The sequence below is a fragment of the Undibacterium sp. RuRC25W genome, assembly GCF_049339825.1.
GTDB lineage: Bacteria > Pseudomonadota > Gammaproteobacteria > Burkholderiales > Burkholderiaceae_D > Undibacterium.
In genome coordinates, this window is sequence record NZ_JBMPPD010000010.1 from 24,208 (window position 1) to 36,334 (window position 12,127).

The window sequence follows — 12,127 nt, forward strand, 5'->3', positions numbered from 1 at the left end:
ATCATTGTTTTTGCTACACGATCTACGTTCAACAAAAATTATCATTTCGATCTTGAGTTTAATACTGTCTACAATATGTTGCAGGATGGGTGTTGCTACCATCACTTTTGATTGTCTTTCGATGACATCGTGGGGATCTGGAATATGGAATCCATCATTCAGCATTTGGAAAAAATGACAGGTTATCGTGACCACGATTTGCTCAATATTTCGATAGCGCCCGCATTGCGAGAAATTGTTGATGCATCCTCGGCACGGGTCTTTGAATTTGTTGCCAATGAGGCGGGTACTTTTCTGCGGTCGAAGGTCGATATCACCGCGACAGATGTTACGTTGGTCGAGCAGCAAGAGGTCATCCATCTCTCGTCAGGTGTTTGTTCAATTCCTGGCTTACAAAGTGCAATCACAAATCGTCATCCGGTAGTCGAAGCCACTACCGATACTGGATTGAGTCTTTACTTCTTGTTGTGGAATGGCGAGAAGTTAGAGGCGGTTATCCAGCTATGCCGTCCGGTGAAGCAACATATCAGTATTACCGATGTACTAAAAGGGATGCTTGTTGTCTTCCGAAATTTCCATGCCTTGCTTGACTACAATGAGCGAGACTCGCTGACGAGCTTACTAAACCGTAAGACCTTTGAAGACAGTTACACCAAGTTATTGCGCCTTAATCCGGAGCAACCTGTCTCCAATACTGAAGAGGCAGAGGGTGCGCATTTTCATTGGTTAGCGGTGGTGGATATTGATCACTTTAAGCGCGTGAATGACCAGTTTGGGCGTTTATATGGTGATGAGGTGTTAATTTTAATTGCTAATCTGATGCGCAGTTATTTTCAGACAGATGATTACTTGTTTCGCTTTGGTGGTGAACAGTTCCTGATTTTGTTACATGCGACTAATCTGGCTTCTGCGCAAGAAAATCTGGATCAGTTCCGGACTCTGATTGCGGAACATCAGTTTCCACAGGTAGGAAAAGTTACCGTGAGCATCGGTTTTTCTCGTGTAGAAAGCGGCGAACCAGCGGTCGCTATTGTCGGTCGGGCCGATCAGGCGCTGTATTACGCGAAAAATCATGGTCGCAATCGTACCTGCCACTATGACCATCTTGTGGCTAGTGGCGATTTGCATCAGGAATTCTCGAATGATATTGCTGAGTTTTTTTAACGCAATATCATTTTGCCGGTTTGCGTGAACTTGTCAGCACCATCACGCTACCAAGGATAATCGCCATCGCCAACATCGCTTTGAGTGAAATATGTTCACCACCAAATGCGGCACCAAGGGCGACGGCTATCACAGGATTCACGTAAGCGTAGCTCGCTGCTAGTCCGGTATGAACTTTTGATAGCAAATACATATACGCCGTAAAGGCGAGTAAAGAGCCGGCAGTTACCAGATAGAACCAGGCTGCAATGGCATTGAAAGTGACCGGCCCAGTCGCATGTTCACCAAGCAGGATGCTAGCGACGACTAAAAACAGTCCCCCCACTAGCATTTCGCTGGCAAATCCCATACCTCCGGCTGCCATCTTGAGTTTTTTCTGCGACAAAATTGATCCAACGTCCCAGCATAAGATAGCTGCTAATAACAAGATAACCCCGACTGGTTTTGCTGCAAATTCGCCATCTGATGCCAACAATAGCGCTCCGGCGAATCCGCATAAGATGCCTAACCATTCATGGCGCCTTGGCCAGTCACCGAATAAACCTGATAAACCCGATAAAATCATTGGTGAGCAGGCAATAAATACCGCGGTCAGTCCCGACGACACATATTGCTCGGCACACGCAGTTAAACCGGTACCGCCGCCCAGCATCAGAATGCCGATGATGCCGCCATCCCGCCATTCACGCCAAGTCGGGATTGTTGCCCCGCGCCATAGTTGCCACAAAAATAGAATCGATCCGGCTGCCACAAAGCGCGTACCAATCATCATTAACGGCGGGAACGATTCAAGCGCCACCTGAATCGCAAAATAAGTGGACCCCCAGACGATATAAACAGTCAGTAAAGCGGTCAGAACGGAGCGGGGTAAATGGCGCATAGGGATGAAATTGAAAATGAAACGAGGCTGCAGAGAGCAGTTAATGTAAAACAGTGTATGTCAATCAGATACGCTTTTGAATGGATAAAACAAGGTAAATAGAGTACATTTCTTTTAAATCGACTGAAAAATCAAGGTTTTACCATGAAGATAGAATTTGACCTGATGGATGCAAAAATTCTCGATATTTTGCAGGCGGATGCCCGCGTGACGCTGGCAGAAATTGGTCGCCGTATTCATCTAAGCCAGCCCGCCGTGGCTGAGCGTATCAAACGGATGGAAGCTGCCAATGTGATCACGGGTTATCACGCTCACGTTAATCCAGAAGCTCTAGGCTACGGGATTACGGCATTTGTACGCATTGCCAGTCGGTCGAGTGATATCCCCGTTGTCAAGATTGCCGAACAAGTACCAGAAGTGATCGAGTGCCATGCGATTACCGGTGAAGATTGTGTGATTGTCAAAGTGGTTGCTCCTTCTGTACGCGAGTTGGAACGCGTGATTACCAGTCTGGCGCGCTGTGGCGTAACGTCGACATCCCTGATTTTGTCGTCCTCGATAGAACGACGCTCAATCAAACCGGTGGAGTAGAGTATGGAATTACGCCAGCTGCGCTATTTTGTGGCGATTGTCGATCACGGCTCGTTATCACGCGCTGCAAAGGTGCTGCATATTGTTCAGCCCGCGTTGACACAACAATTGCAACAACTGGAAGAGGAACTAGGGGCGACCTTGTTACATCGTTCAGCGCAGGGAATGCAGGCAACTGATGCAGGTAAGATATTTTATGAACATGCACTGGCGATCCTCAAACAGGTCAGTGACGCTAAATCGGCGGTAGCGCAGTCAACTGATAAGCCTACTGGAACGGTGGCATTGGGCATACCGCAAAGTGCTTCCGGTGCGTTGGCCTTTCCGCTGCTGACGGCGGTACGTGCAGCCTATCCCGATATTGTGTTGCAGTTGACTGAAGAACTGACCGGTAACCTGACCGAGCAGTTGCGTTCAGGAAGACTAAATCTGGCCGTCTTGTTTGATGACGGACAGCTCACGCATTTCGCTACGACTCCGCTGGTGGAAGAAGAAATGATGTTTATCACGCGTGTTGATTCCCAGTTTGCGTGCAAACGTAAATCCATCACACTTGAAAAAGCATTACAGGTACCGTTGATATTGCCGAGTATTCAACACGGGGTCAGACCCAGGATAGAGAAAGTCGTTAGACAGCAGGGGCTGCATATTGAGCAGGTGATTGATATTACGTCGATTGCGATTTTAAAATCGGCGTTGCAGGCCGACATGGGAGCGACGATTTTACCTGTATCGCCTCTTCTTGCAGAAATCGAACGCGGTGAAATGATTGCCCGTTCTATCAATGACATCCAACTGTCGCGGACAGTGAGTTTGTGCGCGTCTAAAAATATTCCCTTAACCAATGCCGCACTAGCCGTTGAGAAGCTCGTGCTTGATGTGACGAGGGATCTCTGTATCAGTAAAAAATGGTTAGGGACAAAAAGTCTAATAAACGATGGGCCAGAGCACACTCAATAATCAGTAACACTCTGGTCTGGTCGGATCTTACTTATGCCGCAATCAGTGTTGGAGAAGTCTCTAATAAAGCAGATAGACCGATAAATGCCGGATAGGGTTCAATAATCACAAAGACCGGAATATCGGATAAGTATTGTGTAAAACGGCCTTTTTGTTCAAAGCGGCAACGGAACCCAGATTGGTTGATGTAGTCACCGAGGCGTGGGACGATACCGCCACCAATGTAAATACCACCGCGTGCGCCCAGTGTGACGGCAAGGTTGCCCGCCATTGTTCCCAGCATCTCACAAAAGCAGGATAAGACCTCGGTACAGATACGACATTCCTGATTCAGACCGCGTTGCAGAATCTCAGAGGCTTCGATATCGTCGGCCACCTTATTTTGCATTGCTGCAAGCGCCCGGTAAATCAGTTTCAAACCCGGACCGGATAATAGGCGTTCAGTTGAAACATGCTCAAATTCTTGCCATGCAAATTCGAGAATAGCTATTTCGCGCTGGTTTGCTGGGGAAAAACTGACATGGCCACCTTCGCTATGCAGTGGTTTCCAACCATTTTCTGAAGGAATTAATCCAGATACACCAAGCCCTGTACCGGCACCTAAAAGGCCGATTGCGCTGCCAGCAACCGTGGTACGACCGCCAACTTGTTTTAATTGCTGGTTATTCAATCGGGGCAAGGCCATTGCTAGGGCAGTGAAGTCATTGACCACATCCAGCGTCTCAAATTGAAACTGTGTACGGATTGCTTCAATGGAGAAGCTCCAATGATGATTGGTCATCTGTACCAGATCACCATGAATCGGATTCGCAATAGCAATACCGACATTTTTCACCTGATCTGCGCCTGCTGCTCTAGCCTCATCCGATTGTAGATACGCGCGCATGGCATCGGCTAATTGCGGATATTGCGTGCACGCCAGAATGTTGACGGCACTAAGGACACCGGGTGACGTTTCCAATGCAAAACGGGCATTAGTACCACCGATATCTGCAAGTAATTTAGGGATACGCATGGTTAACTCCTGTTTTTTCTTACAGTAAACTTTGCTCTGTTTCCGGATCAAAAAAGACAGCTTTCGATAAATCAAAAGCCAAGCGCATTTTTTGCCCCGCTGTTGCTGCGGCGCGTGGATGCGTGCGGCAGGTAATCCGTTCTTGGTTAAAGCTGGTAAAGACGAGCGTATCTGGACCAGTAGGTTCAGTCAGATCGATCAGACAATCGACCTCAGTTGGATGGTAATTACTCGTAGATTCAGAACGACGGGCGCTGGCAGCGTCTGTCACGTGTTCAGGGCGAATACCTAAAATGATATCGCCATCCTTATTGCGCAAGCCTTTGATGGCGTTGAGATGAGAAGCCGGGATTGGCAGTACGGTATGCTGACCTGCATGTTCAGCCACAAAACCGACACCGTTCTCATGTGCTTGCAATTTTCCGCGTAAAAAATTCATCGAAGGCGAACCAATAAATCCAGCAACGAACATGTTCGATGGTCGATCATAGATTTCTTGCGGACTACCAAATTGCTGAACTACGCCATCTTTCATGACAGCGATTTTGTCGCCCAGTGTCATTGCTTCGACCTGATCATGTGTCACGTAGACGGTGGTTGTTTTCAGGCGTTGATGCAAGAGTTTGATTTCAGCGCGCATTTCTACGCGTAGCTTTGCATCCAGATTCGATAATGGTTCATCAAACAAAAACAAGGAAGGGTTGCGGGCAATAGCGCGCCCCATTGCTACACGCTGGCGCTGACCGCCTGACAAAAGGGCTGGCTTACGATCGAGTAAATGTGTCATTTGTAACGTCTCAGCAACACGGTCGACGATCTTTTTTTGTTCCGCCGCCGGTACTTTACGTATGCCTAGACCGAAGGAGATATTTTCGCGTACTGTCATCGTTGGATATAACGCATAGGACTGAAATACCATCGCTATATCACGTGATTTTGGTGGCACGTTATTGACGCATTTGTCACCAATATAAATTTCGCCTTCAGAGATTGTTTCCAGTCCGGCAATCATATTTAATAAGGTCGATTTACCGCAACCTGAGCCGCCAACTAAGATCAGAAATTCGCCATCTTTGATTTCTAAATTAATCCCCTTCAAAATTTCTGCGCCATTCGGGTACACCTTTCGTACACCGCGGATCGATAAGCTAGCCATGTTTGTTTCTCCTGATTGTTCTTTTACAGCGTGTACAAGACGAAAATAGCTTGTTGTCGCTGTGATTGATCTTTTATGTTTGTGACTGATGCTGTGACTGATCTCGTATTAACCTTTGACCGCACCCGCTGTTAGACCACGTACGAAATATTTACCTGCCAATAAATACAGTCCCAGCGTTGGTAACGCCGCGATAATCGCTGCTGCCATATTGACGTTGTATTCCGTCACGCCAGTTGAGGTATTGACCAGATTGTTCAGAGCAACTGTTACTGGTTGCGCGTCGGTTCCACCGAACACCACACCGAACAAAAAGTCATTCCAGATTTGTGTGAATTGCCAGATAAAGCACACCATAAAAATGGGCAGTGACAAAGGTAGAATGACGCTGCGATAAATTCGGAAAAAGCCTGCACCATCAATACGGGCTGCTTTGACTAATTCATCTGGCACGCTGATGTAGTAGTTACGGAAAAACAAAGTCGTGAATGCAACCCCGTAGACCACGTGGACAAATACCAGCCCCATTGTTGTATTCGCTAACTCAGCCATGCCTAATAACCGCGCCATTGGCAAAATCACGACCTGAAACGGGATAAAGCAACCCACCATCAACGCTGTGAAAATAATTTCTGAATACTTAAATTTCCAATGCGCCAACACATAACCATTGACTGAGCCGATGAGCGTTGAAATCAATACAGCTGGAACCGCCATCTTTACTGAGTTCCAGAAATACGGTGAAAGCCCATCGCAACGTACACCGGTACATGCACCACTCCAGGCTTTTTGCCATGCTGCAAAACTTGGATGCAGCGGGAAATCGAGCAAGTTACCACTGCGGATTTCATCAAGTGATTTGACCGACGTGGTCAGCATCACATATAACGGAGCGAGGTAGTAAAGCGCGCAGAACACCAGTAACGCATAGATAAAAATACGCCCTGGACTAAATGTAAATTGAGAACCCGTGGTGTGAGAATCAGTGCCCATGTTTGGCCTCCTTGCTTTCCAGATAAATCAATGGCACCAACACGGCCAATACGGTCATTAACATCATCATTGCCGAGGCTGCACCTAAACCTAACTGACCACGGGTGAATGAAAACTGATACATAAAAATGGCGGGTACATCTGACGAGGTGCCAGGGCCACCAGCGGTCAATGCCATCACCAGATCGAAGCTCTTAATCGCAATATGTGATAACACCAGCAGCACACTGAAAAACACAGGACGCAGTGCAGGAATTACGATACGGCGGTAGATCGTTGGTAAGCTGGCGCCATCCACCATGGCCGCTTTGATAATCGCGTCATCCACACCGCGCAAGCCCGCCAGAAACAAGGCCATGACAAAACCGGATGACTGCCACAGACCCGCGATGACAACGGTATAGATTGCCATGTCTGAGTCCACCAGCCAGTCCATGGAAAAATTCGGAAAGCCCCATTCATGAACCATTTTTTCCAGACCTAGACCTGGATTGAGGATCCACTTCCACGCCACACCAGTCACGATGAAAGACAGTGCCATTGGATACAGATAGATGGCGCGCAGCGCGCCTTCCATACGAATTTTCTGATCTAAAAACACGGCAAGTAACAAGCCGACGATCAGGCAAAATAAAATAAATAAGCCACCAAAGATACCAAGATTGGCTGCTGATACCCACCAACGATCGAGTTCAAATAAAGCCTGATATTGACCAAATCCAGTCAATTCATAATTTGGCATCAGACGAGAATCTGTAAAAGATAAATACGCAGTGAAGGCGATAAATCCATAAACAAACAGCAGAGAAGCAAATACGGTTGGCGATAACACCAGACGCGGTAACCAGATATCTGCAAATGCTTGCATGCGACCAGGCGCAGAGGCTTTTTTTTGTATAGCGGGAATATGTGTTTCTGACGGGGATGTAACCGACATGCTTGTCTCCGGGGGTGAGTTGAGCTGATGCAGGGGGGAGGTGCTACATCAACTCTCCGGCATCATCAATGACGATGCCGGTACTCGGGTGAACCTTATTTAGTTTTTGCTGCTTTTGCCAGTGCTTGAACAGCGGCTTGCGATGTCATGTTGGAATTCATGAATTTCGCAATCACGTCCTGGATCGCGCCTGCTTTTGCAGAGTCGATCGCCATGCCGTGGGCAAAGCTTGGAACAAAACTACCTGCTTTGCTTGAAGCATCCATGTCATCCATGGATTTTAATGCACAGCTATCAAACTTAGCGCGAGAAACGCCGGAACGTGCTGGAATTGAACCCTTGTTGAGGTTAAATACTTCCTGAAATTCAGGACTCATGACCGCAGTTGCCAAGGTCAGCTGTGCTTTTTGTGCATCCGCACCTTTAACAGCAAACATCGTCAGCGAATCAACGTTGAAGGTAAAGGATTTTTCTGTGCCAGGTGCAGCAACACATAAAAAATCTTTACCAGGCTGTTTGCCCGCAGCGGTGAATTCACCTTTAGCCCAGTCACCCATGAATTGCATACCAGCTTTACCGTTGATGACCATCGCTGTAGCGAGATTCCAGTCACGACCTGCTGCATCTTTGTCGATGTAGGTTTTGATCTTTGCCAGTGTATCGAAGGTTTTGATCATCGTTGGTCCAGTCAGTGTTGCCTGATCCAGTTGTACGATTGCTTTTTTATAGAATTCAGCACCGCCGATACCCAAGGCAACGGATTCAAACACGGTAGCGTCTTGCCATGGTTGACCACCATGCGCGATCGCAACATAGCCAGCTTTTTTGATTTTATCTGCAGCATCAAAAAATTCAGCAAAGTTGGTTGGTACTTTAGCGCCAGATTTTTTCAAGACTTCTGGATTGACCCACAACCAGTTAACGCGGTGAACGTTGACAGGTGCTGCGACATAATGACCTTTATACTTCATGATGTTGGTCAGCATTGGTGGTAAGGAGGCTTCCCATTTACCTTCAGCCGCTGCGGCGTCGATGTTGGCCAAAACGCCTTCATTACCCCATTCCTGAATGGATGGGCCCTTGATCAGAGCCGCCGTCGGAGCACTACCTGCAATGACGCGTGCTTTTAAGGCGGTCATGGCATTTTCACCCGCACCGCCAGCAACGGCAAAGTCTTTCCATGCGACGCCTTTGGCTTCCATCATTTTTTTCAGCTCAGCAACAGATTTTGCTTCGCCACCAGCAGTCCAATAATGCAATACTTCCACTTCGGCTGCGTTGGCGACACTAGTGCCAGCTAGTAAAGTTGTGCCTGTCAGAATAGCAAGTGTCAGTTTTTTGAGTTTCATTTGAGTCTCCGTTATATTTTATCGACTACTAATGTTAGTTCGGGCACGCTACAACATTGGCAGTGTGCCCGTTGATTTTTTCAAGCGTATTACCACCACGCCTCTACTTGAACGCCAGCAGACGTGCCGCTGGTACCGTTGTTGTAGACAGGACCGGAGTTGTTGCTAGCATTGACTGCAGCGGTAGCCGCATTGTTCCATTTGCCATAGCTGACGAAGAAACGCAGTTCTGGGCGTGCCCAGTAGCTTTCTCCCATCGCGATTGCTGGAGCGAAAGTCAGTTTCGTCAGACGTGCGTCTGCACCACCAGTCATCGACGTGACGCGGTCAGTACCCAGTTCCATTTGCAATTTCAGGTGCGGCAAAATGGCGTAGACTGGACGTACACCTAGGCTAGTCCAAGTTGTTGAGCCTGCATTGGATTTGTCTTTTTGCATCAAAGCCACGAATTCAGCACTGAATTGTTTCGTTGGTTGTACGACCAGATCATCAAAAATGCGAGTACGGGTAACATCAGAGCCAAGCAATGTGCTACCAGAAGAACCCATGCGACCGTTGCCAACACCAACACCTGTGCCCGGACCAACACCGTACTGGATGCCCAATGTATTGCCACCGCCCAAGACATCTTGCTTGTGCAATACGCTTAATTGCCAGCCACTATGAGTATTAGTTCCCTGGCCTTTAATTGCAGTCAGAATCGCATCGACTTTGCCGCCTTCATTGACTGGCAGACCTTCGTAGATAAAGTTTTGGCGAATTGCCGCAGTCGTGTTAACAACGAGCCCTGTTGTTGGATCGATGTTCGTTGCATCGTTATCTTTGAATAACGCATAACTGAATTTACCTGGACCTGCCTGAACACCATCAATACCACCACCGGTACCATTCAGATTCACGAATTGCAAATCAAGCATGTGGATATCTGGACGGTAGTAGTAACGTTTACCGATCCAAGCGACACCGCCTTGCAAGAAATCGACATTTTTTGCTTCAACATAAGCTTTAGCGATTTTCAGTGAGGCATTACCGAAATCAGAATTAGGACTCCAGGCATTTGCCCATAAAGTGCCAGTAAATGTGACGCCATCGACTGCTTTTGCCAATGTGGATGTATAACCACCTTCAAAGTAAGCATCACATTCGTTACCAAGACGGTATTTCATGGTGTTACCACCGAGGCCGAAACAGCTTTGTGGACCATGTGCGGAGCTGGAGCCCGCGCCGTCACGCAAATAACCATGAAAGCCATCTTCATCATGACCAGCATCAGCGTAAGTGAATCCGGAAGAGAGCGCGAGTGCGAGCGCCAAAGGCAATGCTTTGAGTGTAGTACGAGTCATTTTGTCTCCGTAATAGTTGAGTGAACAAGGCTCAACAAAGTCTGTGCTTTTTTATTTTTTGCTTTGAGCTTGTCTTTTTATTGCATGTCGATTGACAGCGATCGGAAGGTAACACCGCTACAAATGTGATTCCAACTACGGCGTTGAGTAGGTGGTGGTTGTTGTTAAGGTATTGATTTATAAGGAATTGCTATTTTCGATATGACGAAAATGCCTTACGTTTCTTTACAAAGTAAGTCGTAGATCAACGTTAAGAAATCGGATCTCATAGTCACAAGCGTGAAAATGAATATAAATAAAGACAATCATAAAATTTCATAAAAACTTACGTTTCTTTACAAATACCTAGTCTTCATTACGGACGCGGCACCACTTTGGTAGTCACTTCGGCTATAGTGTTCTCCGAGACAAAGAAGGATCCCTCAAGGTGCAAATAGAAAAAAAATTATTGCCCTATGCAGAATTTGCCAGCAAATCGACGCCTAAAAAAAAGTCTGACATCCTGAAGTCAGTGTTATTTTTAATCGTCTTTTTGCTGTTTTTAGCAAATGCGCATGCCCAGACCGTGCAAGTGCTTCATTGGTGGACATCTACTAGCGAAGAGAAAGCCATTGCAGTGTTGTCGGGGCGTCTGGCACAAGAAAATATCGTATGGAAAAATGCTGTGATTCCTAGTGGGTCAGGGATAGGGGCGGGTATTGTTCTCAAAAGCCGCATGCTGGCAGGTGATGCGCCGGAAGTTGCTCAACTGAACGGAGTGATGATTGCGGAATGGGCGCAACTCGGTTTACTTCAGGAAATGGATACCGCTGCCACCGCTGCGCGATGGGAAAAATTGCTACAGCCAACCGTCTGGCACCTCATACAGCCAAACGGTCATCCTGTCGCACTACCGCTTGGAATACACCGGATTAATACGCTTTTTTACAATCGCAAGCTTTTTGCTAAATACGATCTGACCGTACCAACTAACTGGGACGAATTTGAGATCACTGCCAAAAAACTGCAGCAACTTGGCATCATCCCACTGGCGCAAAGCTCAGAACCCTGGCAATTAGCGACGTTATTTGAGACGTTGGTGTTGTCTGAGTCCGATGCTAATTTTTATCGTGATGCATTCGTGAGTAAAAAATCGCAGGCATTTATTGACCCGCGCTTTGGACGTGCCTTGAGTCGCTTACGTAAGTTAAAACAATATATGCCTGTTCCCTTGACGGAACGCACCTGGTTTGCCACGACTAAATTGCTCGCTGATGGCGATGCTGCGATGCTGGTAATGGGCGATTGGGCAAAAGGTGAGCTGAACTCGTTGGGTTTAGCGACGGACAATGGGTTTTCTTGCACGGTAGTCCCTAACACCGGTAACTATCATTTATACGATATCGATACGCTGGTCATGATCAAAAAAGGCAATACTACCCACCTTGCTCAAGACAAAATAGCCCAAGTCGCACTACAACCTGCGGTGCAGTCGGAATACAATCAGCTTAAAGGATCCATCCCTGTCTTGCGCAATCCTGATCTGAGCAAAATGGACAGTTGCGCGCAAGCGTCCTGGAAAAGTTTTTCTCGTGGTGTAGAAAATCAGGTACCAAGTTTCTCACACCGGATGGCCACCGACGAAATTTCAAAAGAAGCCATTATTGCCGAAGTCATCCGTTTTTTTGTTGATGACCGTATCACTGTCAGTGAGACACAAAAACGGCTGGCAGCAATTTCACGTACTTTACCTAAATGAA

The 12,127-nt window shown here is 47.2% G+C and carries 11 protein-coding genes; 4 read left to right on the top strand and 7 right to left on the bottom strand.

Features of this window, described 5'->3' with window-relative positions:
* The first annotated feature begins 144 nt into the window (after window positions 1-144).
* Window positions 145-1,164, top strand: a complete 1,020-nt coding sequence (locus tag ACO0KV_RS06590) for a GGDEF domain-containing protein (RefSeq protein ID WP_423041123.1) — start codon at window positions 145-147, stop codon at window positions 1,162-1,164.
* A 7-nt stretch (window positions 1,165-1,171) separates the two neighbouring features.
* Here the strand turns inward: ACO0KV_RS06590 and yedA are convergent, their stop codons facing one another.
* The gene (yedA, locus tag ACO0KV_RS06595; protein WP_423041125.1) at window positions 1,172-2,044 is read right to left on the bottom strand and encodes a drug/metabolite exporter YedA; all 873 of its coding nucleotides are present in this window, start codon (window positions 2,042-2,044) and stop codon (window positions 1,172-1,174) included.
* Window positions 2,045-2,188: 144 nt separating this feature from the next.
* Between yedA and ACO0KV_RS06600 the strand changes: the two genes are divergently transcribed.
* Both ACO0KV_RS06600 and ACO0KV_RS06605 read left to right on the top strand, forming a co-directional pair.
* Window positions 2,189-2,635 (top strand): Lrp/AsnC family transcriptional regulator, encoded by a 447-nt coding sequence (locus tag ACO0KV_RS06600; protein ID WP_423041127.1) that lies wholly within the window; start codon window positions 2,189-2,191, stop codon window positions 2,633-2,635.
* Between the two features lie 3 nt (window positions 2,636-2,638).
* On the top strand, window positions 2,639-3,595 hold the full coding sequence (locus ACO0KV_RS06605) for a LysR substrate-binding domain-containing protein (protein ID WP_423041129.1): 957 nt from the start codon (window positions 2,639-2,641) through the stop codon (window positions 3,593-3,595).
* Window positions 3,596-3,626: 31 nt separating this feature from the next.
* Here ACO0KV_RS06605 and ACO0KV_RS06610 read toward each other — a convergent pair whose 3' ends face one another.
* From ACO0KV_RS06610 to ACO0KV_RS06635, 6 genes are all read right to left on the bottom strand, one after another.
* On the bottom strand, window positions 3,627-4,610 hold the full coding sequence (locus ACO0KV_RS06610) for a glucokinase (RefSeq protein WP_423041131.1): 984 nt from the start codon (window positions 4,608-4,610) through the stop codon (window positions 3,627-3,629).
* A 19-nt stretch (window positions 4,611-4,629) separates the two neighbouring features.
* Window positions 4,630-5,766 (bottom strand): ABC transporter ATP-binding protein, encoded by a 1,137-nt coding sequence (locus tag ACO0KV_RS06615; RefSeq protein ID WP_423041133.1) that lies wholly within the window; start codon window positions 5,764-5,766, stop codon window positions 4,630-4,632.
* A gap of 108 nt (window positions 5,767-5,874) precedes the next feature.
* Window positions 5,875-6,759: a carbohydrate ABC transporter permease gene (locus ACO0KV_RS06620; protein WP_423041135.1), complete on the bottom strand. Its 885-nt coding sequence runs from the start codon at window positions 6,757-6,759 to the stop codon at window positions 5,875-5,877.
* Entirely contained in the window at window positions 6,749-7,627 is an 879-nt protein-coding gene (locus tag ACO0KV_RS06625; protein WP_423041264.1) for a carbohydrate ABC transporter permease, read from the bottom strand. Before ACO0KV_RS06625 ends, ACO0KV_RS06620 begins: the two co-directional genes overlap by 11 nt.
* Window positions 7,628-7,791: 164 nt before the next feature.
* Window positions 7,792-9,045: an ABC transporter substrate-binding protein gene (locus ACO0KV_RS06630; RefSeq protein ID WP_423041137.1), complete on the bottom strand. Its 1,254-nt coding sequence runs from the start codon at window positions 9,043-9,045 to the stop codon at window positions 7,792-7,794.
* Between the two features lie 89 nt (window positions 9,046-9,134).
* Window positions 9,135-10,388, bottom strand: coding sequence for a maltoporin (locus tag ACO0KV_RS06635; protein ID WP_423041139.1), 1,254 nt, complete (start codon window positions 10,386-10,388; stop codon window positions 9,135-9,137).
* 427 nt (window positions 10,389-10,815) lie between these two features.
* Here ACO0KV_RS06635 and ACO0KV_RS06640 point away from each other — a divergent pair, with 427 nt between their 5' ends.
* The gene (locus ACO0KV_RS06640) at window positions 10,816-12,126 is read left to right on the top strand and encodes an ABC transporter substrate-binding protein (RefSeq protein ID WP_423041141.1); all 1,311 of its coding nucleotides are present in this window, start codon (window positions 10,816-10,818) and stop codon (window positions 12,124-12,126) included.
* Window position 12,127: the final 1 nt, after the last annotated feature.

Excerpts from the sequence above, each read along its gene's own strand:
- ACO0KV_RS06590 (WP_423041123.1), top strand. The coding sequence starts at position 145 with ATGGAATCCATCATTCAGCATTTGGAAAAAATGACAGGTTATCGTGAC.
- yedA (WP_423041125.1), bottom strand. The coding sequence starts at position 2,044 with ATGCGCCATTTACCCCGCTCCGTTCTGACCGCTTTACTGACTGTTTAT.
- ACO0KV_RS06600 (WP_423041127.1), top strand. The coding sequence starts at position 2,189 with ATGAAGATAGAATTTGACCTGATGGATGCAAAAATTCTCGATATTTTG.
- ACO0KV_RS06605 (WP_423041129.1), top strand. The coding sequence starts at position 2,639 with ATGGAATTACGCCAGCTGCGCTATTTTGTGGCGATTGTCGATCACGGC.
- ACO0KV_RS06610 (WP_423041131.1), bottom strand. The coding sequence starts at position 4,610 with ATGCGTATCCCTAAATTACTTGCAGATATCGGTGGTACTAATGCCCGT.
- ACO0KV_RS06615 (WP_423041133.1), bottom strand. The coding sequence starts at position 5,766 with ATGGCTAGCTTATCGATCCGCGGTGTACGAAAGGTGTACCCGAATGGC.
- ACO0KV_RS06620 (WP_423041135.1), bottom strand. The coding sequence starts at position 6,759 with ATGGGCACTGATTCTCACACCACGGGTTCTCAATTTACATTTAGTCCA.
- ACO0KV_RS06625 (WP_423041264.1), bottom strand. The coding sequence starts at position 7,627 with ATGCAAGCATTTGCAGATATCTGGTTACCGCGTCTGGTGTTATCGCCA.
- ACO0KV_RS06630 (WP_423041137.1), bottom strand. The coding sequence starts at position 9,045 with ATGAAACTCAAAAAACTGACACTTGCTATTCTGACAGGCACAACTTTA.
- ACO0KV_RS06635 (WP_423041139.1), bottom strand. The coding sequence starts at position 10,388 with ATGACTCGTACTACACTCAAAGCATTGCCTTTGGCGCTCGCACTCGCG.